Source organism: Chryseobacterium gallinarum, assembly GCF_001021975.1.
Lineage (GTDB): Bacteria > Bacteroidota > Bacteroidia > Flavobacteriales > Weeksellaceae > Chryseobacterium > Chryseobacterium gallinarum.
Genome location: NZ_CP009928.1, coordinates 1465856 through 1491005, shown reverse-complemented (window position 1 = coordinate 1491005; position 25150 = coordinate 1465856). Strand labels below are relative to the sequence as shown.

The 25150-nt window shown below is 37.9% G+C and carries 22 protein-coding genes; 10 read left to right on the top strand and 12 right to left on the bottom strand.

The window, feature by feature from the left end; all coding sequences use genetic code 11:
- Window positions 1–44 precede the first annotated feature (44 nt).
- A complete protein-coding gene (locus tag OK18_RS06670) occupies window positions 45–356 on the top strand; it encodes a hypothetical protein (protein ID WP_050019810.1) in 312 nt (103 codons plus the stop codon).
- 35 nt (window positions 357–391) lie between these two features.
- Here the strand turns inward: OK18_RS06670 and OK18_RS06665 are convergent, their stop codons facing one another.
- From OK18_RS06665 to OK18_RS06625, 9 genes are all read right to left on the bottom strand, one after another.
- Window positions 392–1003 (bottom strand): outer membrane beta-barrel protein, encoded by a 612-nt coding sequence (locus OK18_RS06665; protein ID WP_053327515.1) that lies wholly within the window; start codon window positions 1001–1003, stop codon window positions 392–394.
- Window positions 987–1802: an ABC transporter ATP-binding protein gene (locus tag OK18_RS06660; protein ID WP_053327514.1), complete on the bottom strand. Its 816-nt coding sequence runs from the start codon at window positions 1800–1802 to the stop codon at window positions 987–989. Before OK18_RS06660 ends, OK18_RS06665 begins: the two co-directional genes overlap by 17 nt.
- Window positions 1802–2554: an MlaE family ABC transporter permease gene (locus OK18_RS06655; protein ID WP_050019807.1), complete on the bottom strand. Its 753-nt coding sequence runs from the start codon at window positions 2552–2554 to the stop codon at window positions 1802–1804. Before OK18_RS06655 ends, OK18_RS06660 begins: the two co-directional genes overlap by 1 nt.
- Window positions 2555–2660: 106 nt before the next feature.
- The gene (locus tag OK18_RS06650) at window positions 2661–4031 is read right to left on the bottom strand and encodes an exopolysaccharide biosynthesis polyprenyl glycosylphosphotransferase (protein ID WP_053327513.1); all 1371 of its coding nucleotides are present in this window, start codon (window positions 4029–4031) and stop codon (window positions 2661–2663) included.
- 39 nt (window positions 4032–4070) lie between these two features.
- The gene (locus OK18_RS06645) at window positions 4071–4700 is read right to left on the bottom strand and encodes a 7-carboxy-7-deazaguanine synthase QueE (protein ID WP_050019806.1); all 630 of its coding nucleotides are present in this window, start codon (window positions 4698–4700) and stop codon (window positions 4071–4073) included.
- Between the two features lie 7 nt (window positions 4701–4707).
- Window positions 4708–5592 carry a bifunctional 5,10-methylenetetrahydrofolate dehydrogenase/5,10-methenyltetrahydrofolate cyclohydrolase gene (locus tag OK18_RS06640; RefSeq protein WP_050019805.1) on the bottom strand — a complete coding sequence of 295 codons (885 nt, stop codon included), beginning with the start codon at window positions 5590–5592 and terminating at the stop codon, window positions 4708–4710.
- Window positions 5593–5613: 21 nt separating this feature from the next.
- On the bottom strand, window positions 5614–6438 hold the full coding sequence (locus OK18_RS06635; protein ID WP_053327512.1) for a class I SAM-dependent methyltransferase: 825 nt from the start codon (window positions 6436–6438) through the stop codon (window positions 5614–5616).
- Between the two features lie 3 nt (window positions 6439–6441).
- Window positions 6442–8082 (bottom strand): glucose-6-phosphate isomerase, encoded by a 1641-nt coding sequence (pgi, locus tag OK18_RS06630; RefSeq protein WP_053327511.1) that lies wholly within the window; start codon window positions 8080–8082, stop codon window positions 6442–6444.
- 325 nt (window positions 8083–8407) lie between these two features.
- Window positions 8408–9319 (bottom strand): DUF4349 domain-containing protein, encoded by a 912-nt coding sequence (locus OK18_RS06625; RefSeq protein ID WP_053327510.1) that lies wholly within the window; start codon window positions 9317–9319, stop codon window positions 8408–8410.
- Window positions 9320–9525: 206 nt separating this feature from the next.
- Here OK18_RS06625 and OK18_RS06620 point away from each other — a divergent pair, with 206 nt between their 5' ends.
- A complete protein-coding gene (locus OK18_RS06620) occupies window positions 9526–10884 on the top strand; it encodes an acyl-CoA dehydrogenase family protein (protein WP_053327509.1) in 1359 nt (452 codons plus the stop codon).
- Window positions 10885–10989: 105 nt separating this feature from the next.
- On the opposite strand, the gene OK18_RS06615 is transcribed toward OK18_RS06620, so the two are convergent.
- From OK18_RS06615 to lon, 3 genes are all read right to left on the bottom strand, one after another.
- The gene (locus tag OK18_RS06615; protein WP_053327508.1) at window positions 10990–11367 is read right to left on the bottom strand and encodes a DoxX family protein; all 378 of its coding nucleotides are present in this window, start codon (window positions 11365–11367) and stop codon (window positions 10990–10992) included.
- Between the two features lie 99 nt (window positions 11368–11466).
- The gene (locus OK18_RS06610; RefSeq protein WP_053327507.1) at window positions 11467–12579 is read right to left on the bottom strand and encodes an AI-2E family transporter; all 1113 of its coding nucleotides are present in this window, start codon (window positions 12577–12579) and stop codon (window positions 11467–11469) included.
- A 214-nt stretch (window positions 12580–12793) separates the two neighbouring features.
- Window positions 12794–15199: an endopeptidase La gene (gene lon, locus OK18_RS06605; protein WP_050019798.1), complete on the bottom strand. Its 2406-nt coding sequence runs from the start codon at window positions 15197–15199 to the stop codon at window positions 12794–12796.
- A 260-nt stretch (window positions 15200–15459) separates the two neighbouring features.
- On the opposite strand from lon, the gene OK18_RS06600 reads away from it, so the two are divergent.
- The 8 genes from OK18_RS06600 (at window position 15460) to OK18_RS06565 (ending at window position 25126) form a co-directional block, all read left to right on the top strand.
- Window positions 15460–17610, top strand: a complete 2151-nt coding sequence (locus OK18_RS06600) for a peptidylprolyl isomerase (RefSeq protein WP_053327506.1) — start codon at window positions 15460–15462, stop codon at window positions 17608–17610.
- A 131-nt stretch (window positions 17611–17741) separates the two neighbouring features.
- On the top strand, window positions 17742–18692 hold the full coding sequence (locus tag OK18_RS06595; RefSeq protein WP_050019797.1) for an MlaD family protein: 951 nt from the start codon (window positions 17742–17744) through the stop codon (window positions 18690–18692).
- A gap of 8 nt (window positions 18693–18700) precedes the next feature.
- Window positions 18701–20029, top strand: a complete 1329-nt coding sequence (locus tag OK18_RS06590) for a (Fe-S)-binding protein (protein WP_053327505.1) — start codon at window positions 18701–18703, stop codon at window positions 20027–20029.
- Window positions 20030–20106: 77 nt separating this feature from the next.
- The gene (locus tag OK18_RS06585; RefSeq protein WP_053327504.1) at window positions 20107–20892 is read left to right on the top strand and encodes a (Fe-S)-binding protein; all 786 of its coding nucleotides are present in this window, start codon (window positions 20107–20109) and stop codon (window positions 20890–20892) included.
- Between the two features lie 12 nt (window positions 20893–20904).
- Window positions 20905–22041 carry a hypothetical protein gene (locus tag OK18_RS06580; RefSeq protein WP_053327503.1) on the top strand — a complete coding sequence of 379 codons (1137 nt, stop codon included), beginning with the start codon at window positions 20905–20907 and terminating at the stop codon, window positions 22039–22041.
- A gap of 105 nt (window positions 22042–22146) precedes the next feature.
- On the top strand, window positions 22147–22635 hold the full coding sequence (locus OK18_RS06575; RefSeq protein WP_050019794.1) for a hypothetical protein: 489 nt from the start codon (window positions 22147–22149) through the stop codon (window positions 22633–22635).
- A 96-nt stretch (window positions 22636–22731) separates the two neighbouring features.
- Window positions 22732–23868 (top strand): glycosyltransferase, encoded by a 1137-nt coding sequence (locus OK18_RS06570; protein ID WP_050019793.1) that lies wholly within the window; start codon window positions 22732–22734, stop codon window positions 23866–23868.
- 4 nt (window positions 23869–23872) lie between these two features.
- Window positions 23873–25126, top strand: coding sequence for an MATE family efflux transporter (locus tag OK18_RS06565; protein ID WP_053327502.1), 1254 nt, complete (start codon window positions 23873–23875; stop codon window positions 25124–25126).
- Window positions 25127–25150: the final 24 nt, after the last annotated feature.

Here is a 25150-nt window from a genome sequence, read left to right as displayed (position 1 = left end):
AAATTTGGTAAGGCTTTTTAATGTAAACACCTAAACACAATATTATGAAGAGTTTATCAATTACCGGACTTATTCTTTTGGCTGTTTCTGCCTTACTTTTTTATCTTACTACTGATTTTGCTGTAGAACAAATTAAAATTTCCCACGTTATGGGTATGATGGCGGGAGTAGGTATAGGGCTCATTATCGGTGGAATGGTAGGGTATGTAAGTAAAGGAAGCGCTATGAAGGCAGAGCAAAAGAAAAAAGAATTTAAGCAACTGCAGAAAGAAAAAGAGGAGCTGGAAAAGCAAGCGGCAGATATTGCAAAGCGCCAGGCAGAGCTTGATAATCAAAATAGAAACCCCCAGATCTGAATCTGAGGGTTTTACAGTTGTTATTTTCGAAATGATTAAAATTTGTATCCTAAACCAACCATAAATAAGTTGGGTCTGTTGTCATATCTGATTTCCGAGCCGGAAACCCTGTTGATAAAGTTTCTTTGGTCTTTGCTGAAAGCACCTTCATATCTTGCATTCACAATAAGTTTTTTGATTTCAAGCTGTGCTCCAAACTGATATCCTACTGTAAAATCATTTTTGGCATTTTCTTTAAAATCATTGTACGTATTGTCTTTGTTTAGATTGAAGCTTCCAACAGGTCCTACAAATACACCTAGCATATTACCTAAAAGATTATATCCCAGAAGAACCGGAACATCAATACGGTTGCTTTTTACATCAAAAGTAGTGTTTTCTGTAGTGAACTCATTTTTGAAATGGGTATAATAGATTTCCGGCATCACAAACAATGAAGTAGGCAATCCTATTTTCATGGAAAGTCCCACGTTGAATCCTACATTGTTTTTTCCTGTTCCCTCAATAGCATCATTCACAGTTCCTTTAATGTTGGACCATGAAGGTGAGCCTGTAGGAAAGATTAAATTGGCTTTACCTGCCAGGGAGATCTGTGCGGAAGCCAACATTGAAAACCCTATTAACGCTATACTAAGTACCTTTTTCATTATCATCTATTTTTGTAATTGTATTTTCAATTGTTTTATTATTTTCAAGCAAATATTCTCTCAGCTCCTTAAACAGCTCTGAAGAATAAACGAAGTCAATCAGATTTTTATTGCCTGCGGTAATCAGAATATTCTTATTACCCTCCCATTCTTTGATACCTAACCTCAGATATACAATTTTCTCACCAATCGTCATTACAGAGTTCATATCATGGGTATTGATGATAGTGGTGGTGTTGTATTCCTTTGTAATTTCGTAAAGAAGATCATCAATGACTTTGGAAGTATAAGGATCCAGTCCTGAATTGGGCTCATCACAGAACAGATATTTAGGATTGTTCACAATTGCCCTGGCAATGGCCACCCTTTTTTGCATTCCTCCCGAAATTTCAGAAGGGTATTTTTTATCAGCTTTATCAAGGTGTACTCTTCCGATTACTTCAAAAACTCTTTTCTTTTTTTCCCTGTAGGTAAGATTGGTAAACATATCCAGTGGAAACATAATATTTTCTTCCACCGTTAAAGAGTCAAATAATGCACTTCCCTGGAATACAGTTCCGATTTCCGAGCGGAGATGCTGTTTCTCATCTCTTGTCATGGTGTTGATATCCTTACCGTCGAATAAGATTTCTCCCGAAGACGGCATATATACATTCAGTAAACTTTTAAGGAATACTGTCTTCCCGGAACCACTCTGCCCAATGATCAGGTTTACCTTTCCTTTATCAAATGAAGTTGAAATTCCCTTAAGTACTTCAACATCACCAAAACTTTTCTTAAGATCTTTTACCTCAATCATTAGCTTAATATTAATTGGGTTAAAATTAATTCGGAAATGATAATGAATACCATGGTCCAGACTACAGCCTGTGTACTAGCTCTACCTACTTCCAAAGATCCGCCTTTTACATTGTATCCGAAATAGGAAGGAACGGTGGCAATGATAAAAGCAAAAACAATGGTTTTAATAAAGGCATAATAAATAAACAGGTTAGGCATATACATCTGAATTCCGACGATATAGTCATTTTCTGTCCAGTTTCCGGTTAAAATCCCGGCAACATAACCACCGCCAATACCGAATACAATACTGATAGCAATAAGAAGGGGATTAAAAAGGACACAGGCAATAATTTTAGGGAATATCAGAAAATTAGGGGAATTTACTCCCATAATATCCAATGCATCAATCTGCTCAGAAACCCTCATCGTTCCGATGCTGGATGCAATATAAGATCCCACTTTTCCTGCCAGAATCAGACTGATAATGGTAGGGGAGAACTCAAGCACTAAAACAGCTTTCGTAGCATATCCAACGAAAGAAGTGGGAATAGGAAACGACGAAGCATCAAAGTTATTGAACATCTGAATGGCGACTACCGCTCCTACGAATATAGATGTAAAGACAACCAATCCAAATGAATTGACTCCCAAATCATTAATTTCTCTCATGAACAGCTTCCAGAAAACCCTCATTTTCTGAGGCTTCTGTAAGGATTTTCCTAGAAGGAGCATATATTCCCCTACTGCTGTGAAAAACTTTTTTAACATGCTGCTAAATTAGACTTTTTTATTTAATTAGGCCAGAGTTCAAGGTAACGCCAGGCCCGGTTTAGTGTTAAAGTTATTTTAAAGCGATTTTAATCCCATGGATTCCTTATTTTGCATTTTTATCTCCACCTATCACTAATAAAACGGTTTTTAATATAATGACAAGGTCCAACACAAAACTCCAGTTCCTGACATAAAAGGCGTCAGCCAGAATCCGTTTTTTCATTTCCACTTCTATATCTCCGAAATCCCCTCTAAGGCCGCTTACCTGTGACAATCCCGTGATTCCGGGACTTACCATGCTGCGCAGGCTGTATCTTCCTATTTTAGGTTTGTAATAATTATCTACAGCCAGCATATGAGGACGGGGCCCTACAACAGACATCTCTCCTTTTAATACATTAATGAACTGCGGGAGCTCATCCAGGCTGGTTTTCCTCAAAAACTTGCCTACCCTGGTGATTCTGGAATCATTCACCTGTGTGGTTTTGGTAGTAGATTCATCATTGATGACCATGGTCCTGAATTTAATACAGTTAAAAACTTCTTCATGGAATCCGTATCGTTTTTGCAGGAAAAAAACCGGTCCTTTTGAGGTTGTTTTTATGAGTAGGGCAATAATCGGAAATACCCAGGAGCAAATAAAAATAAGGATGACCAGGGAAAAAATAATATCAAAGGCCCTTTTCATCAGAAAATTAGCATAATAATCTAATGGATACCGGGCCTGGTTAAGCACCGGCTGGGTCTGGATATATCCCAGATCATAAAGGAAAAAATCACTTTGTGTAATACTCGGGATTAATGAAATGTGAACCTTATTTTCCTCAGCCATTTTAAAAATCTGAGCTTCGGTATCTTCCGAAAATGAATTTTCTGTGGATAAGAATAAAGTATGAATTCCGTTTTTTTTCCAAAATTCGACTAATTCATAAGCTTTAATTTCTGCCTTTTCGTACTCAAATATCCGGTATCCGTAATCTTTCCGGTCTTCAAATATATTTTTCAAGATCTCCGTAGACCCACTGTCGCCCAGAAACATGACATTTCTGTAATTGGCCCCCAGAGACCGGAGGTATTTGATGGCAAAGAAAATAATAGACTTCGCCAGAAAAATAAAAACCAACAGGTAAAGAGAGAGCCAATAAATATCCGAATTAAAAAAAACATTTTTACTCACCTTACCGATAAGCAGAACCCCCAGGATAAAAAAAAGGAAATGGATCAGCAGGCGCTCAAGAAAAAGAGTATACGTCAGGTTCCTCGGGATATTGTATATTTTTGTTCTACCACTCAGGAGCATCCAGAACAAAAACAGCAAAATCAACGAAAACACATTCTGATACCAGGTTTCCTTGTGGAACTTTAAGCTTTCATTTCTGCTTATGAAAAAGAATATGAAGATAGATGCAATAACCATGAGGTCAAGCAAAATAATGATCGATTTCAGGTATCTAGAGTATCGAATTCTCTGCATCTATCGGTATTATCGGAATAGCAGCTAATTTACATATTTTTATGGGATATTCAGATATTTGTGGGTCTGAACAGAAGCCTGCCATTCAGGATGTTCCAGAATAAAATCTGTAATCTTAGGATACATATCATTTCTCTTGCTCCACTCACTCTGAAGATACAGCTTGCAGTTTTCAGAAACCCTGGCAGCCTGTTCTTGTGCGAATGTAAAATCATGATTGTTAAAGATGATTACCTTAAGCTCATTGGCTTTCTGGTAAATCTCCTCTTTAGGCAATCCGGTTTTCTTGGGCGAAAGGGTAATCCAGTCCAGCTGGCCACTCATCGGATAGGCTCCGGAAGTTTCGATATGAATACTGCATCCCAGTTCCTTCAATCTGGATGTAAGGATATCCAGATTCCACATCAGGGGTTCCCCTCCGGTGAGAACAATCGTTTTACAATGTTTAGCAGCTGTTTCTGCAATTGCTGTAGCATCCATTAACGGATGAAGATCCGGATCCCAGCTTTCTTTTACATCACACCAGTGGCATCCCACATCACATCCTCCTAATCTGATGAAATAAGCGGCTTTTCCGGTGTGGGCTCCTTCTCCTTGTAAAGTGTAAAAATGCTCCATTACAGGGAGCATTTTACCTTCTTTTAATAAAATATCTTGTTCTTTATTCATTGTAAAATTAGTCGTTATAGACCGAAGTTTTGTAAGCAATGATGGTATTTTTCATCAGCATTGCTCTTGTCATTGGGCCTACTCCTCCGGGTACAGGGGTGATCCAGCTTGCTTTTGCGGCACAGCTGTCAAAATCTACATCACCCGCCAGGTAATATCCTTTTGGAGAATCATTATCTACTCTTGTAATCCCTACATCAACAATTACTGCTCCTTCTTTGATCATTTCACCTTTCAGGAAATGAGGGTCTCCCAGGGCGGTAATAACGATGTCTGCCTTTTTAGTATATTCTTCAATATCTTTAGTATAAGAATGGGTAAGGGTAACCGTAGAATTCCCGGGAAAATCTTTTCTTCCCATCAGGATACTCATCGGTCTTCCTACAATTTTACTTCTTCCTATGATCACACAATCTTTTCCTTTGGTTTCAATATTGTATCTTTCTAACAATGTCAGAATTCCAAAAGGAGTGGCAGGTAAGAAAGTATCCATTTCGAGTGCCATTTTTCCGAAGTTTTCAGGATGGAAGCCATCCACATCTTTCCTAGGATCGATTGCATTGATGATTTTTTCCTGATCAATCTGGTCCGGTAAAGGAAGCTGAACGATAAATCCGTCAACAGCTTTAGATTTATTCAGTTCTTCAATCTTTTCCAATAATTCTGATTCGGAAACGGTGCTTGGGAATTTAATTAAGCTGGATTGAAAGCCTACTTCTTCACAATCTTTTACTTTAGCATTTACATAGGCTTTGCTTGCCCCGTTGTTTCCTACAAGAATTGCCACCAAATGTGGTGCCCTTCTTTTGCTTTGAAGGATCTTCTCCACTTCAGCTTTGATCTCTGCTTTTATTTCTTTGGATACTTTAAGTCCGTCAAGAATTTCTGCCATTTTTACTTTTTTTACTTTTATTTAGATTTTATTGAATACTACAATATCCTGGAATTCATCAGCACCTTCTTTTTCCACATCATTTCTCCAGAAGCCTTCTTTTATAGTCGTTACTTTCAGTCCTGCGTCGTAAGCCATTTGATTTAATAATGGGATGCTCACGGCTATATTGGCCGCAGTTACTTTGTCATCCATCAGCCTGTAACCATCATACTGATAAGGGAAATCCATTGTTCCGCTTTCATTTCCGGAATCATCATACAGGAAAAAAGTTGCCAGGCATTGCCCGTCTTTTTTCAGTACCCTGCTGATCTCCTGCAGGTATCTTCTGATTTCAGGAATCTGCATATGCGTGAATACGGAAAAGAGAAAAGCCTTATCAAACCGGCCATTTTCATAAGGAAATGTAAAGTCTTCAGCCTTTTGACTGTAAGTATTATACAGATCGTTATAGATGGGTGTGAATTTAAAATTGAAATGGGGATATTTTGAATGAATATGCTTATTACACCATATGATTCCCTTTTCTACAGCGTCAAACCCGTCATATGTTCCTTTATCTATAAATCCGCTTAAAGCGACAGCCGTTCTCCCGATTCCACATCCTATATCAAGCACGTGGTCAGAATTTTTTAAAGCAATATATTTCTTTAAAACATTCATCTGGCGGATTCCGTGGGGGATAAAATCACTGCTGCCTACATAAATATCTCCTTTTTTAGGCTCATTTTCAGCTCTTTTCCCGGTAAGCCCTTCATACAGATCAATAGGAAAATAATAAATTTTTCTTCCTAATAATCTAAGGCCTGGAGGGAGCTTATAATAATATGATCGTAAGGCAGACATCTGCTATTTATTTCCTTTATAATAATTAATCAGTCCGTTGGTAGAGCTGTCGTGTGAGTTTACCGGCTCATTGTTTTCAAGCTCGGGAAGGATTTTATTGGCTAAAACTTTTCCTAATTCCACTCCAAACTGGTCGAAACTGAAAATATTCCAGATAACGCCCTGAACAAAGATTTTATGCTCATACATTGCGATCAGCTGTCCCAATGAAAATGGAGTTAATTCCTTGAATAGTATAGAGTTGGTAGGCGTGTTTCCGTGGAAGACTTTATAAGGTACTAAACGGTCTGTTTCTTCCTCAGATTTTCCGGAGTTCCTCAGTTCTTCCTCAGCTTCTTCCTCAGTCTTTCCAAAGGCAAGTGCTTCAGTTTGTGCAAAGAAATTGGCCAATAACTTTTCCTGATGGTCGGAAATAGTATTCGGACTTTTTACATAGGCAATAAAATCTGCAGGAATCAATTCCGTGCCCTGGTGGATCAGCTGATAAAATGCATGCTGCCCGTTTGTTCCGGGCTCGCCCCAAATAATAGGACCGGTTTCATATTCCACAAATTCACCATTGCGGTCTACACATTTTCCGTTGCTTTCCATATCTCCCTGCTGCAGATAAGCGGCAAATCTGTCCAGATACTGCGAGTAAGGAAGAATAGCATAACTGGTTGCTGCATAAAAGTTACGGTACCAGATTCCTAAAAGCCCCATTAAGACAGGAACATTTTCAGAAAAATCAGCAGTCTGGAAATGCAGGTCGGTATCATAGGCGCCTCTTAAAAGCTGCTCGAAGTCTTCATAGCCTACAGCCAATACAATACTTAGTCCGATAGCACTCCATAGAGAATATCTTCCGCCTACCCAGTCCCAGAATTCAAAAATATTTTCTTCTGCAATTCCGAATTTTTTAACTTCCTCAATATTAGTAGACAAGGCAACAAAATGTTTGGCCACATCCTCCTGTTTTCCCGCTTTCAGGAACCAGTCTTTTGCCGAGTTGGCATTGGTCATCGTTTCCTGTGTCGTGAATGTTTTAGAAGCAATGATAAACAAAGTTGTTTCAGGATTTAGGCTTTTGACAACTTCTGCAATATGATTTCCGTCTACATTGGAAACAAAATGTACATTTAACCTTGTTTTAAAATGTTTTAAAGCTGAACAAACCATCACGGGTCCCAAATCTGAACCTCCGATTCCGATGTTGACAACATCAGTAATTTCTTTTCCGCTAAAACCTTTATGCTCTCCTGAAATAATTTTTTCGGAGAACGCTTTCATATGATCAAGTACCCTTTTAATGTGTGGTTTGATATTCTCGCCATCCACAAGAATTTCTTTACCGGAAAAATCCCTTAAAGCAGTATGAAGAACTGCTCTTCCTTCTGTTTCGTTGATTTTATCACCGGAGAACATTTTAGAAATGGCATCTTTTAGCTGACATTCTTCTGCGAGACTCAATAAAAGCTCTTTCGTTTTTGAATCAATCAGGTTTTTAGAATAATCAAAAAGATAATTTTCTTTCTGTAAAGAAAATTCTGCAAAACGGTCAGGATTGTACTGAAAAAGACTTCTCAGGTCAAAATCATTTTCGCCGAAATGTTCATCAAGTGCCTTCCAGCTATTGGTTTGTATAGGATTTATTTTTGATAACATATTTAGGAATTTATATAGCTCAGAAATTAATTAAAGGGTAAAATCCATAAAAATTTACCATACTTTATTTCTGATTGGCAAATTTAAGGAAAAATAAAACCTCAAATAAATTTGGAGACGATAAATAACGATTTTTTAAAAAAACAAAATCACAGGAATGACCTGAGGCTTGCTTTTTTACATACTTTGAAGATATTTTTAATTGTAGTTTTCTGATAGTATTATGACGGTATGAAAGCCGTTACCGCTTTAAACAGAAAAACCTCCTGAAAAGGAGGCTGTAAAATCTAAAATTATGATGATAACCTTATCGGTTAGGATAGCTTTAATCAGGAATTTTGCTTTGTTCAGGTTTTGCCCCCTTTCTTTTTCTTACAAAATAGATTACACAGGCAGCAATTAATAATAATGGCCAGATATTAATAAGCGAAACAATGATTTTCTGGATCAGGTAAAATCCATATACCAAACCATCTTTTGCATCATAAATAAAATTGAATTTGTATTTATTATCAATACGGGTGGTGTTGGTAACGGCAATTTCAGCAATCCGGAGCTTAGGTTCTTTGATGTAAATGTCTACGGTGCTGTATTTCAGATTGTCTGCAATATCCATACCTGAGAGCTTCTGCAGATTGCCCTCTGTCATATTGATGTCATCCAGCCTTACTTTATCTTTATTTGTTTTAAGCTGGCTGATGTTTTCAGCTGTTTTTTTGTTGCGCTGGCTTTCCATTTCTGCATATCTGATGCTGGAAGTCATATCTTCAGCGTTGATAGAACGGGAATTGAGGAACAGTTTATCATTATTGATTACTGTAAGAAACTCGCCAAGCTTTGCTGTAGGCACACGGACCTGCATTGCATTTTCAGTCTGGTATTTTTTGATCAGCATGGCATCCTCATCAGAAGTGTTATAGGTGTTTTCGGAAACAACATTACTTCGCAGATTGCTATGTGTAACAAATCCTCCTAGATCCTGAACGGATTTTTCAATGGAAATGGTGGCATTGTATACGTCTTTTACTTCCATATTGACATCTGCCGTTTTAATGAACTGCTTATCTTTTATTTTCATTGTAGCGGCTGAAGAAACACTGTCTGATATCATCTTGCTTGCCGGCTCTGTATTGGAATATGCTTCAAGGTCGCTTGCGGAGGCTTCTCCTTTTTTGCATGAATACACGCCCAGTAAAATTACTGCTGATAAAGATAGTTTGATGTAGGTAGATTTCATAACGTGGATTTTAATGGTTTGCTTAGGTCAAAGTTCAGAAGGATTCTTTTGTAACCTTTGAAAATCGGAAGTAAAAAGTTTGTAAAGAAAAAATGTCGCTTTAATGTTTTGATTTTTAATGTTTTGTAAAATAAGCAAAAGGGTTTTCGATTGTTTATGGAGTAATTTTTGCTTATCTTTTACAAATCAAACCACAATATATCATTATGTCAAATACTTTCTCTAAAATCAGAAATGCAATTGAATTATTTACATCCATAGATTTTGATCAGTTAAGTGCAATCTCAGAAAAAGTTGATTTACCTAAATTGATGCATAATTTTTCCAAATTGGATGACAGGCAGCTCTCAGGACTCATGAAAATGCTTGATCCGAATAAGAAAAAGAAAGAGCTTCCTCCTATTGATGGAGATTTCTATGATATCTACCATACATTAAACCCGGACCAAAGAGAAATTCAGCTTAAAGTAAGAGCTTTTATGGAAAAAGAAGTAAAACCTCTGGTTAATCATTACTGGCTTAGAGATGAATTCCCTTTTGAATTGATACCGAAGTTCCGCGAGCTTAATATTTGTGGGGTTACCTACGAAGGATATGGCTGTCCGGGAATGCCCTTTTTGATGGAAGGGGTTATTGCCATGGAAATGGCGAGAATTGACGCTTCCATTGCTACCTTTTTTGGAGTACAGTCCGGATTGGCGATGGGGTCTATCTACATTTGTGGTTCCGAAGAACAAAAACAGAAATGGCTTCCTCAGATGCAGAAATTTGAAAAAATTGGTGCCTTTGGACTGACAGAACCCGAGGTAGGCTCCGGGGCAGCGGGAGGTCTCACCGTCACTTGTAAAAAAACAGAGGAAGGGTGGGTGCTTAATGGCCAGAAAAAATGGATCGGAAATGCCACTTTTGCTGATCTGGTGATCATCTGGGCTAGGGATCTGGATAGCGGTGAAGTAAAAGGATTTATCGTAGAAAAGGATAATCCCGGATATTCTGTAGAAAAGATTAAAGGAAAAATGGCGCTCCGAATTGTTCAGAACGGGTTGATCACTTTAAAAGACTGTCTCGTGACTGAAGAAAACCGTTTGCAGAATGCCAACTCATTTAAAGATACCGGAAAAGTGCTGCGGATGACAAGAGCAGGAGTAGCCTGGATGGCGACCGGCTGTGCCAGGGGAGCTTATGAAAGTGCATTGGATTATACCCGGAAAAGGGAGCAGTTCGGGAAGCCTATTGCTTCATTTCAAATGATCCAGGGACACCTGGTAGAGATGTTGTCTAACCTTACAGCAATGCAGACGATGGTTTTCAGGCTCTCTGAAATGCAGGATGAAGGTATTTTGAAAGATGAACATGCTTCTTTAGCTAAAGTTTTCTGTACTTTAAGGACTAGAGATATTGTTTCCAGAGCCAGGGAGGTCATGGGCGGAAACGGTATCCTGCTGGAATATGATGTGGCAAGGTTTGTAGCAGATGCTGAAGCCATTTATTCTTATGAAGGAACAAAAGAAATCAACTCGCTCATTGTAGGGCGATCAATTACAGGCTTCAGTGCTTTTGTATAGATATTTGGCAGATAAATGAATGGTCAATAGCCAATGGTGAATTTGTTTGCATTGAATTTATAAAAATCGTCAAGCGATGGATTACTATTGACCATTATCGGAGCATCAGCTTACCAGTGCTTTATATTTTTCCCGGTTATCGATAATAATTCCAATATTGATCAGGAACAATATGCCGGAAATGGCAATACCTGTTGGTGAAGGATCTTTGAAAAGGTTGTGACTCAGGATTCCGACCATTACCGGCAAAATAACAATAGCTCCTAATGCTCTTGTTTTAGGAAAGATAAACAAGAGCCCTCCTATTATTTCAACGGCCCCGACTAAGGGTAACAGCCAGCCTATTTCTCCAAAAGCTGCATACACTTTCATTTGTGCATCAGTTAATTTTGGAGCAGGATTATAATGAAAGAATTTATCTAATCCTGCATTAAGAAACATGATTCCGAATAATAGGCAAAGAATGAATTTTATTATTTTCATGATTGGAAATTTTATATCAAATGTATAATAAAAACAGATTGTTTGTATTGGTTTTTGATAAAAATTTAAAATAAAGTACCAATTACGGCTTATTGATGATTAATCCATTTCTTTCAGGGTAATGTTCTTTGAGATTTTATAGCTTTTTTTCTTTTTATTAGGCTTTTGTTCCTCACCTAATAATCTTCCCCAAGGTTTTAAATCATCTACCTTTTCACAAATGATTTTTATAATAGCAATAGCCGGAATACAAAGGAACATGCCCGCAATTCCCCAAAGATGTTCCCCTAAAAGAATTCCGATAAAAGAAAATAAAGCGTTGATTTTCACCTTTGATCCTACAACAAACGGAAGGACAATATTCCCGTCAATAGCATGAATGCCAATATATCCCAATGCTACATAGATACATGTTGAGGGACTCGCAGTAGCAAATGCAATAAAACAGGAAATTAAAAGGGAAATAAAAATTCCCAGATAGGGAATCACGTTCAGTAAGCCCGTTAAAACTGCCAGGAGAATGGCATATTTTACACCTAAAATAGTAAGTAAGATAGAAGTAAGAACAGAAACGATAATAACCTGAAGGAAAAGCCCGAAAATATACTTTTTGGTCATGATACGGATCTCGGTAACAGCTTGTTGTACACTTGCTTTATGCCTTTCGCTAAAAACAGTAACAATAAAATTGTTTAAAATTCTTCTGTAATTTAAGATGAAAATAAAAAATAGGGTAAAGAATATAATAAACCCGAATCCTGTAGAAAATATTCCGAAAGTAAAGCCCAGAATAGCTCCTGAGGAAGAGAGAAGCTTGTTCAGCCCCTGGTTGATATAGTCTACCTGCTCATCCACTTTCACGTTAAATGTTTTGGATACCCAATGCTGGATATTGTTGAACACGGTAGTAAATTGCTCCCTTAAGTGAGGCAGGTCTTTACTGAAATCTGAAAGTTGGGTGCTGAAAAAATAAATAATTCCTCCCAGGATGATCAGCATGGTAAATACTGAGGTCATCGTAGATAAGGATCTGGGGAACCTTAATTTTCTTTCCATAAAAGTGGCTGCCGGTAAGAAAAGCATTGCCATAAGGAATGCAAGAAAGAACGGAGCCAAAATGCTTTGTCCCAATGCTAGAAGATAGCCGATTCCAATGATGGAAATAACCACAAGGGTGAGCTTGACAAGGAAAGGTAGTCTAAGAAAATTCATAATTTAAAATCTGCTGTGTGAAATAAATATAAGAAAACCCTATGAATTGAAGAATTTTTTATTCAATTCATTTGTATTTACTGTAGCGAAGCAAATTTTATTCCACTGATTAATGAATAATAAAGAGATACAATACTTTTCTGAATAACAGAAACACGCCCCGGTAGCGGAACGTGTTTCTTTATTGAGAAGTTGATATGTTATATAAGTTGTTTTATTTTTCAATGGCGATGTCGATGACTTCCTCCATTCTGTTGACATAGTGAACCTTCAGGTTTTTTAAATAATCCTTCTTGATCTCTTCTACATCTTTACGGTTTGCTTCACAAAGGATAACGTCTTTAACGCCGGCTCTGGTGGCAGCGAGGAGCTTTTCCTTAATTCCTCCCACCGGAAGTACTTTCCCTCTCAGGGTAATTTCTCCCGTCATTGCAAGGTGAGGCCTTATTTTTTTATTTTTAAAAGAAGAGACCATTGAGGTAAGCATGGCAATACCTGCTGAAGGTCCGTCTTTCGGGGTTGCTCCTTCCGGAACATGGACGTGGATGTTTTTCTTGTCCAGATCTTCCTGTGGAATTCCGAGCTCATCATGCTTGGCTTTGATGTATTCTAAAGCAATGGTTGCAGATTCTTTCATGACAGTACCAAGGTTTCCCGTCATCGTTAATGTTCCTTTCCCGTTGCTTAAAATGCTCTCAATATACAGAATGTCTCCGCCTACGCTTGTCCAGGCCAGGCCGGTTACCACTCCCGGAACACCTGTGATCTCTGATAAGCTTTTCGGTCTTGGTACTCCGAGAATCTCATCTACTTTTTCAACAGAAATTTTAGGGTCATATTCTTTGACCAAAGCGGTCTGTAAAGCTACCCATCTTGCGATAGCAGCAATTCTCTTTTCCAGTGTTCTGACGCCGCTTTCTGAAGTATGAGCTTCAATAATATGTTTAAGCTCAGCATTTCCAAGCTTAAATGATTTGGTATCCAGACCATTTTCTTCCTGTTGCTTTTTGATCAGGTGTCTTTTGGCAATTTCAATCTTTTCTTCCAGGGTATACCCGGCAATCTGAATGATCTCAGTTCTGTCTAAAAGCGGAGTCTGTATGGTAGATAGCGAATTGGCTGTAGCAATAAACATTACCTTTGACAGGTCGTATCCCATTTCAAGGAAATTGTCATAGAATGACTTATTTTGTTCAGGATCAAGAACTTCTAATAATGCTGAGCTCGGATCTCCATGAAGTCCCTGCCCGATCTTGTCAATCTCGTCAAGGACAATAACCGGATTGGACGTGCCTGATTTCTTGATAGACTGCAAAATACGGCCCGCCATAGCTCCGATGTAGGTCTTTCTGTGACCACGGATTTCGCTTTCGTCGTGAAGGCCTCCTAATGATAACCTTACATATTTTCTTCCTAAAGCATCTGCAACAGATTTTCCTAAAGAGGTTTTTCCTACTCCCGGAGGACCCACCAATAACAGGATGGGAGACTTCATGTTGTTTTTTAATTTTAAAACAGCCATGTGTTCCAGGATTCTCTTTTTAATATCTTCCAGGCCAAAATGGGCTTTATCCAGAACTTTTTCAGCTTTGGCAATATCAAAAACATCTTTAGTATACGTTTCCCATGGAAGATCAGTAAAGAAATCCAAATAATTTCTCTGAACGTTATAATCCGGAGAATTGGGGTTTTGGCGTTGTAGCCTGTTGATTTCCTTTTGGAAATGTTCTTCTACTTCTTTACTCCATTTCTTTGTTTTAGCCTTGGCGATAAGATCTTCCACATCGCTTTCGGGTCCTCCTCCCAGTTCTTCCTGAATCGTTCTGATCTGCTGATTCAAAAAGTATTCTCTCTGTTGTTTATCAAGATCTTTTGACGTTTTCTGGTGGATCTGGTTTCTTAATTCCAGCTTTCTGAAATCCTCATGCATCATTTCATAGCATTTGTTTGCTCTTTCCATAACGCTTTTTTCCTCAAGCAGTCTTTGTTTTTCTACTGATGGGAAATTTGCGTTTGTGCAGATGAAATTCAGAAGGTCATCGTTATTGTTGATGTTTTTGATAGCAAAATTAGCTGCGTTAGGAATATTAGGATCCAGCTCTATAATTTTTAAAGCAAGGTCTTTAATATTTTCTAACAGGGCATCATACTCCTCCTGGTTTTTAGGTCTCGTATCCTTTAGTTTTGATATTTCCGCTCTGAAATAAGGTTTATTTTCAACGATCTTCTTGATCTTGAACCTGTGAAATCCTTTGGTGATTGCAGTAATATTGCCTTCAGGAAGCTTTATAATTTTAATGATCTTTGCCAATGTTCCCGTAAGATAAATATCTTTTTCGGTAGGCTGTTCAAGATCTGAATTTTTCTGGCTTACAATTCCGATAAAATCTCCGTTTTTCTGGGCTTCTTCAAGGAGCTGTATAGATGTTTTTCTCCCGGCTGTAATAGGAATGACTACATTAGGGAACATCACCATATTTCTTACGGGAAGTATCGGGATTATTTTTTGTTCGGAATTTTTATCAGTCTCCGAAAAATCGGAAAGATTGATTTCTTCAGCTACAATATCAAATCCGTCGCTGATCATTTCTTCTAAACTAATATCTTCAAATTCTGTCATAATGGATCGCATGACAAATTGTCATTTTCGTTTTTAATCGTTAAAGAGATTTTTTATAATACGCTCTGAAAACGTGTGGCATATTATAATATACTAGAATGCACAATACTTATGCCATTCATTTTTTACTAAAAAATATGGTCAAAATTTCCTTATTTCCATAATCTTTCCAATTAAAAAGTAAAATAAAGAACTTCCGCTTCTGTAATTTCTTAAAAATGTGTATTTTCGCAAACTGATAAAAAACTATAATTTATAAAATGGCAATTTTAGGACAGATTAGGAGTAGACCTTGGCTTTTGATGGGAGTAATAGCACTGGCGCTTTTAGCATTCTTGGTGAACCCGGAAAGCATCGACAAGGTTTTTGGTAAAAATCCTGATGTTTTAGGAAAAGTAAACGGTGAGAAAATCACCCGCGAAGAGTTCAATGATCAGCTTTTCGTGCTGCAGCAGCAGGCTGAACAACAAGGCCGCCCAAAGAATGGTCTTGAAGAGCAGGCATGGCAGTTACTTGTACAATCCAAACTTATCAAGCAGCAGTTTGAGAAATTGGGCTTTGAAATGACTGATGACTATTTCTGGAATCAGATCCAGTACGATCAGATGTTTGCCCAAAATCAACAGTTCTTTGATGAGAAAGGTAATTTTAAAACTCAAGAGCTTAAAAAAGAAATTGAAACATTAAAAAACACTAACCCTCAGGGATATACTCAGTGGTTGAAAACAAGAAAGACTATTGAGTACAGACTGATGGCAAGACAGGTGTTTACCAATATTTCAGCAGGTATCACTACAGGGAAAAAAGAAGCTGAAGAATTGATGAAGCAGAGAGATCAGCTTGCTGACATCGATTTTGTAAAAGTGGATTATGCTGCCTATCTTCAGAAAACTAAAATCAACGTTAGTACAGAAGATCTTGCAAATTACATCAAGCAACATCCTGTAATGTTCAAAGCGGAGCCAAGCCGGAATATCGGAATTGTATATTTCCCTTCCAAGCCAAGTGCAGCTGATGATGCCGCGGCAATGAAAGAAATTACAAAATTATATTCAGGAGGTACCGATGCAAGCGGTGGTACGGAGAATTTCCAGAATACGAAAAACGACTCTATGTTTGTTATGGCGAATTCAGATACCCCGTTTAATCCTCAGTATGTGACACCTAAGCAATTGCCTGCAACCATACAGGGTCAGATCACTACTGCTGCGGTAGGACAGGTTTTCGGACCTTATAAAGAACAAAACTTCTATGTTCTTTCTAAACTTGTAGGTAAAAAGACTTCAGATTCTACTTTATCCAGACACATCCTTATTGCTTTCAAGGGAAGTCCTGCAGGAGAAGGAGTGTCAAGAACGAAAGAACAGGCTAAAAAATTAGCGGATTCTATCGGGGCAATCGTAAAAGCAACACCTGCCAAATTTACAGAATTCCTTAAGTTATCCAATGATCCGAATTCTGCCGCACAAGGGGGGAGCTTAGGATGGACAACTCCGGAAACTCCTTTTGTACCTGAATTCCTAACTTATCTTGCAAATAATCCTAAGGGAGCTACAGGAGTAGTGGAAACCCAGTTTGGATACCATATCATCAATATTGAAGATAAAAAGACAGGTTCAATGGGATATAAGGTTGCTAACCTTACCAAAGAAATTAAGCCTTCGGACGCTACAGAAGCAGAAACTGATAAGAAAGCAAGAAAATTCATTCAGCAGGTTCAAGGGAAATCTTTCAACGATTTCGTGAACATTGCTAAGAAAGGTAACTACCAATTCTCTAATCCTAAAACGGCGAAGAGATTTGACGGTCAGCTTCAGGGATTAGGAACAGACAAAGATGCTGAAATCCTTGCCTGGGCTTTTGATAAGAAGAGATCTAAAGGAGATACGGAATTCTTTACCGTAGACGGAACAGGAGATAAAATTGTAGTGTATCTGAACGGAAAACAAGAAGCCGGTCTTGCTGATCCTGAATCAGTAAGAGATCAGATTGAAGTTATTGTGAAGAATAAATTAGCCGCAAAACAAATTTCAGATAAGATTGCAGCAGCTAAAGCTTCAAACTTAGACCAGATTGCTAAATTATTCGCTACTTCAAAACAGACGGCTCAGGTGAATCTACTGAACCCTTCAGTAGCCGGATCTATGGAGCCTAAAGTTGCAGGAGCTGCATTTGGAGTAGCAAAAGGAAAACTATCCAACCCGGTTGAAGGCGGAACAGGAGTTTATGTTCTGATCAAAAAATCAGAAACGGTAAACAAACAACCTGGTGATCTTAAACAGTTTACGGAATCTATTACCCAGAGAAATGCAGGAATGTTCGGGCAGGCCTGGATGAAGAGTCTTCAGGACAATGCTGACATCAAAGATTATAGAATTGAAATCTGGAATAAGCTGGGAAATCAACAATAGTAAGAAATTAATTTTTACAGATATAAAGCGACAAATTTTTTTGTCGCTTTTTTTTGTATTTAACGCAGAATAATAAAGGAAAAGATTTATTTAAAATGTATTATATTTGCTTATTAGAAAAAAATTAGCAAGTGAAGTTCAGTAAAGAATTAAAAGCTGGTGTGATTGCACTTCTGGCTGTCGTAGGCTTTGTGGTGTTGTTTCAATTTATGAAAGGGAAAAGCCTTTTTACTACCGATAATATATTTTACGCAAAATACGATAATGTAGAAGGTCTGGCACAGTCTTCCGCAGTATCTATTAATGGTCTGAAAGTAGGGCAGGTGGATAAAATTATTCCTAAAACCTCTAAAGACGGTAAGATCAGTTTTGTGGTAAAAGTTACGGTTGATAACAAATTTGAATTTTCCAAAAACTCTACTCTGGAAATCTTTGAACCGGGATTAATGTCCGGTAAGGAAATGAGAGTAAATCTTGTCTATGGCGGAGCTACTGCAAAAGATGGAGATACATTACAGGGAGCTTTCAAACTGGGAACCCTGGGAAGCCTTTCATCACAGGTAGGTCCTGTAAAAGATCAGCTCCAGGTAGTGCTGCACAGAGTAGACTCTTTGATGGCCAATGCCAATCAGATCGTGGATGCACAGAATAGGGCTGAAATCAAAGCTTTATTGTCAAACCTTAACAAAACGGTAGGAGCATTACAAACTACTGCAGCCAGTGTAAACAACCTGGTAGGGCATAATGATCCTAAACTTCAGAAAGTATTGGATGATGCAAGTCTTACAATGCAGAGCGGAAAGGTAACCCTGGATAAATATGGTAATCTTGCTCAAAGTATTGATACCAAACAGTTGAATGCTGCTATCGCGAACCTGGATGCCACAGTAGGAAGGCTGAACCAGGTAATTGGCGGAATAGATAAAGGAGAAGGAAGCTTAGGTAAACTGATGAAGGATGAACAACTTTATAATAACCTGAATTCTGCTTCTTCCAATTTGAATTCACTGATTGAAGATATGAAAGCGCACCCTAAGAGATATATCAATTTCTCTGTTTTTGGTAAGAATAATAAAGACTAATATGCCCTATGGAGTACATCGATAACATTATTTTCCTGATTTTATTAGTAGCCGGATTTGGTTTATTTGCCAAAAGCCTCCAAAAGATATACAGAAATATCAGGCTGGGCCATGAAATCAACAGAAATGACAGAAAATCCGAACGCTGGAGTACCATGGCGAGAGTGGCGATGGGACAAAGCAAAATGGTAAAACGTCCTGTTGCCGGAATACTTCACGTTTTTGTGTACGTAGGTTTTATCATTATTAACATAGAGCTTGTTGAAATCATTGTAGACGGAATTTTCGGAACTCACCGTTTTCTGGCCTCTGTTTTTGGGAACAGCTTCTACAGCTTCTTTACGGCAACATTAGAAATCCTGGCACTTCTTGTAGTCATCGGGGTTGTTATATTTTTCATCAGAAGAAACTTTTACGGGGTTAAAAGATTAACCATGAAAGAGCTGTTCGGATGGCCGAAACATGATGCAAACTGGATTCTTATTATAGAATTTGCCCTAATGATGGCGTTTTTCAAAATGAATGCCGCAGACTGGGTTTTACAACAAAGAAACGTATTACCGGAGCTTGGAAGCTTTCCTATCAGCTCTACTGTTTTAGGACCTTTGTTCAGTAATTTCAGTGACGGGTTTTTACACTTTACCGAAAAAGGAGCCTGGTGGTTCCATTTTGTAGGAATCCTTTTCTTCATGAATTATCTTTATTATTCCAAACACCTTCATATTATCCTTGCTTTCCCAAGCACATGGTACGCCAATCTTGATAAAAAAGGCAAATTCAATAATCTTGATTCTGTGACCAAGGAAATTAAATTGATGATGGATCCCAATGCAGACCCTTATGCAGCTCCGGCAGAAGGAGAAGGTGATGCTGCTCCCTCTAAATTTGGTGCGGAAGATGTATTTGATCTGAACCAGGTACAATTACTGAATGCCTATTCCTGTACAGAATGTGGACGATGTACCTCCGTATGCCCTGCCAATATTACAGGTAAGAAGCTTTCTCCGAGATTGATTCTGATGAAAACCAGAGACAGGCTTGAAGAAGTGGGCAGAAATATTGATAAAAATGGGAAATTTGTTGATGACGGCAAAAAACTGTTAAACGATTATATTACAAAAGAAGAACTTTGGGCTTGTACTACGTGTAATGCCTGTACGGAAGCCTGCCCTGTGCTGCTTGATCCACTCTCTATCATTTTTGAGATGAGAAGATTCCTGGTAATGGAACAGTCTGCTGCTCCGCAGGAACTGAATCTGATGATGACGAATGTGGAAAACAATGCCGCTCCTTGGCAATATAATCAAGCAGACCGTTTGAACTGGGCAAATGATTAATACATGTACCAATGTAACAATTTCAAATTGGGACATTGATATATTGCTAGATTGTTACATTATTTAATTTTGAAGAAATGGATTTCAATATAAAAACAATGGCAGAATATGCTGCCGAAGGAAAATCTCCGGAAGTCTTATTCTGGGTTGGATGTGCCGGAAGTTTTGATGACCGTGCGAAAAAAATTACAAAGGCATTTTGCAAAATATTAAATAAAATAGGGGTTGAATTTGCGGTCCTGGGACAGGAAGAAAGCTGTACCGGAGATCCTGCAAAAAGAGCCGGAAATGAATTTGTTTTCCAGATGATGGCGCTTACGAACATTGAAGTTCTGAATGCCTATGAGGTAAAGAAAATTGTAACGGCATGTCCGCACTGTTTCAATACCCTTAAAAATGAATACCCAAGCCTGGGAGGGCATTTCGATGTAGTGCACCATACCCAGTTCCTTAAATCATTAATGGAAGAAGGAAGGCTGAAGATTGAAGGCGGAGCTTTCAAAGGAAAGAAAATTACCTTTCATGATCCATGTTATTTGGGACGTGGTAATGATGAATATGAAGCACCAAGGGTTTTACTTGAAAAACTGGATGCTGAGCTTGTTGAAATGAAGCGTTGCAGGACAAATGGTCTTTGCTGCGGAGCAGGAGGTGCACAGATGTTCAAAGAACCCGAAAAAGGAAATAAAGATATCAATATCGAAAGAACTGAGGAAGCTTTATCTGTTGAACCTAAAGTGATTGCTACAGGCTGTCCTTTCTGCAATACCATGATGACGGATGGCGTGAAGCACTTTAACAGAAATACTGAGGTTGCCGTAAAAGATATTGTTGAACTTCTTGCTGAAGCAGAAGACTTGTAATATTTTTGTTCTATGAAGGTAAAATGGAGGATGTCCTTCCTGTTTATAATCGCCGTACTTGCTTTTCTTACGTATTGGAATTATAACAACAGGGTCTATGATTGGGATATGCCGGGATATCTGGGGAGCGTATATACATGGGAATTCCCTGATTCACCCGATAAAGTGCGGGAAATTACATATTCAACCATAAAAGAAGAGGCCCCTTCAGATCATTATACAGACCTTATCGGAACAAAACCCTGGGATATTCCGAGGCAGTATTTTGCTCAGAATACTCAGTCTTTTACAGAACAACTGCCTTACTTTCAAATAAAAATAGGCTATATTCTTGTCATTGCACTTTTTTTTAAGCTGGGACTTACACCACCCATGTCGGTATTGGGTGTAAGCCTTATCTCCTATTTTTTTTCAGGATTACTGATCTTTTATATCTTAAAAATCCTGTTTCCCGAAAAATATGGACTTGCGGTTCTGCTGACAATAGCATCGATGCTGTTACCTCCAATGACTTATATGGCCAGGGTTTCCACTCCGGATATGTTCATTTTCCAGTTTATCCTCATCTTCGTGATAGGTTTACTAAAAAACTGGAGTAAATGGACAATATTTTTACTCCTTTTAGGGATTACTTTTATACGGCCTGACTATGCCACCTTTACACTGTCTTACCTTGGAGCTGTATTCCTATTAAATTATTTTAATGAAAAGACTATTGATTTTTCACTAGTCATACAAGGTGTTGTCATTCTGTTGATGTATATATTCATCATGAAGTTTTATCACTATCCGGGCTGGACAGATCTTTTTTATGATTCATTTATAGACAGGAGGCCTATCATTTCCACACAGCCGGTGAATTTAACCCTATACGCTTATTTACAGGTTATATACATCAAAATTATTTATTTTAAAAAAGTAACCCTTTCTGTTGCCATCATGATAACAGTAATTTTCTGGAAATCAAAAGACGTCTGGGTAAGACTTATTTCGGTCCTGTTTCTGGTAAATGTATACATTAAATTCTTTTTCTTCCCACAGTCGGCGGCATTACGTTTTTTCTTTCCGTTTATTTTTCCGCTTTTCATCATGATGTTGTATGTGTTAAGTCAAAAATACAATAATCTTAAACTCACGAAAATTACGTAATTTTGTTCTTTGAACTGAAAGGACACGAAAACACACTATTAAAATTCTGAATGATCAAATAGATGAAGATAGTTGACTATCATGACCTTATAAAATATTTGTTTTATGAAAATCGAAGAATCTAATATAGTAGAAACCAATGATTACCGGGTTATTATATATCCGGCATCAAGGCCTTTTGAAACAAAAGAGGCAAAAGCCATTACTGAGAAATTATTTGACTTCCTGGCTACGTGGGCTGCGCACGGAAAACCACTTTCTTCTTCTTTTAAAATTGAAAAAAATCAATTTATAGTGGTATGCGTGGATGAAGAAAAAGAGATGGCCTCAGGGTGTAGTATTGACGCCTTAGGGAAAGTGATGAGGGAAATTGACGAAGAATATCAATTAGGACTTTTTGACAGGATGAAAGCCAGCTTTGTGGAGAACGGAGAAGTGAAAACACTGAAACTGATGGACTTTAAAAGCAAACTTAGAAATGGAGAGCTTTCAGAAGATATCCAGGTGTTTGATTTTTCAAAAAATACCTATCTGGACTTTTTAAGCCACTTTCTTCTTCCATTAGAGAAGAGCTGGGCAGCTTCAATAAAATAAGTAAACTCCGTCAGGGATTGCTATACATCATAAAGTGGAACGTGTTTTCCACTTTTTTGTTTTAATGTATCTTTGTAGGAACCTCAGAAAAAATTAATGCCTAAAATACTTTTCTTAACCACTTCCCACAGCTATGATGACGACAGGATCTTCTATCATCAGGCGAAGACCCTCAGAGCTCAGGGGTTCGAAGTTAAGATTTGTAGCTTATATGCAGATTATAAGGGGGTTATTGAAGGGATTGAAGTGGAAGCCTATTCTGTTTTGAGTGAAAGCATAGAAACAAAAATGGAGACGTTCCGGAAGGTATGCTATTTATTTGAACCTGATACTATTATCTGCTCCGAACCTTTAGCAGTAGTAGCGGTAAAAAGGTATGTAAAAGAAAGGAAAGTAAGCTGTATCTATGACGTTACCGAATGGTATCCAGCAATGTCGATGTTAGAAGTGTATCCCTATCCGTCTAAACTATTCCATGCCGTAAAATTCTTCCTGATCCAGCTGTATGCAGGATTTTTAAGTACTCATTTTATTTTTGGCGAAACCACAAAAAAGTTTCCTTTAGCCTATTTGTTTTGGTTTAAAAAACAGATGATATTGCCTTATTATCCGGACCCTGGTTATATTAAGGAAAGTATAAAAACATTACAGCCTGATACCCTCACACTTTGCTATACGGGCATGATTTCTGAAGATAAAGGGATCGGAAATTTTTTCAAAGCAGTAGATAATGTCCGGAAGAAACTTCCCGGGCTTAATCTTACAATCTTACTGGTAGGAGCCACACGGAAAGAAAGTGATGAATTGTATTTCTCCAAATTACTTTCACAATATGCTTTTGAGGGCATTGAAATAGTAAAACCGGTTCCCTTTGAACATTTTACAGAAACGTTTGCCAAAGCAGATATTTGTTTTGATCTGCGGGAATTTAATTTTGAAAATCACCATTCACTTCCTATAAAGCTGTTTTATTTTATGGGAGCGGGGAAACCGGTTATTTATTCCAATTTAAAAGGCATCCGGGAACATATGGGAAGCCTCACCTTCGGGCATCTTGTAGATCCGGGAAATGCTGGACAAATCTCTGATATTATCATCAGTTATATTGAAAATCCGGAATTATATGATATACATGCATCCAATGCAAGAAAAGAGTTTATGAACAGATACAATTGGAAAATGATAAGTGATTCCTTTGTTGATTTTGTAAAAAGGTCCATAGATAAAAACTGATCCCATGCAGCTGTCTGTCATTAAAACTTTTATCTCCCGTTTTCTGATTCTTATCCTGAGTTTCGGACTGGTGATTTATTCTACCAATATGTGGGGCAGTGAAGGAAAGGGTACTATTTCTATCGTGATTGCCAACGTGGCGGCAGTAAGTTTTTTTAGCAGTATATTTTCCGGGAGCAGTACTTCTTATTTTGCTTCAAGGTTTAAAATAGAGCAGGTTTTATTATACGCTTATGTATGGTCTCTGCTGATCGGTATTTTGATCCCTTTTTTATTCAGTTTTGCCTCCATTCAAAGTGAATATCTTATCTATCTTATCGGGATTTCGGTTTTTTCGTCCTTATTATCTACCAATATTAATCTGTTCATCGGGACTCAGAACATTAAAAGGTTTAATATTTATACTGTTCTGCAGCAGCTGGTACACCTTATATTCATCGGTATTCTTGTTTATGTTTTTAACCAAAAGGATGTTTCTGTTTATTTTATGGCGCAGATTGGATGTCTTGCCCTATTATTTTTTACCAGTTTCTTTCAGATTATCAGGAAATGTAAAATTTCAGCAATATCATTTTCAGGGGTAGTAGCCAGGGATATGTTTGAGTATGGCTGGAAAACTCAGCTGAGCGCTTTTATCCAGTTCCTTAATTACAGGCTTTCCTTTTATTTCCTGGAATATTTTGATGGTATTTCGAGCGTGGGAATTTTTTCTATCGGGGTTACCTTCTCGGAGGCCATATGGACTATTACACGCAGTATAGCTGTCGTTCTGTATTCTGATGTTGTCAATAGTAAAAGCAGAGAAGAATCTGTGCTGAAAACAAAATCTTCGCTTAAATTAACCTTTCTCTTAATGCTGGTGTTTATAGCAGGAATTATTATGATTCCTTCACAGGTTTATGAGTTGATCTTTGGAAAAGAATTCAGGGATACAAAACTTATTATGCTTTTTTTATCACCCGGGATTTTTGCCATTGCCGTAAGTGATATGGTGGGATATTATTTTTCTGGGATTAAAGAACTGAAGATATTGAATATCAAATCCATTGCAGGGTTGCTGGCGACTATTGGCTTGTCGGGGGTAGCGATTCCTGAATGGGGAATTTGGGGAGCCTGCTTTGCCACAACGATTTCCTATCTGATTTCAGCAGCATTTCTATTCCGGAAGTTTTATCGTTCAGTTGAATTTCAATGGAAAGACTATATGATCACAAAAGAAGAAATTAGGATTTTACAAGAAAAATTCCTTCGGAAATAACTCCTTAAGGTCTTTATGAACCAA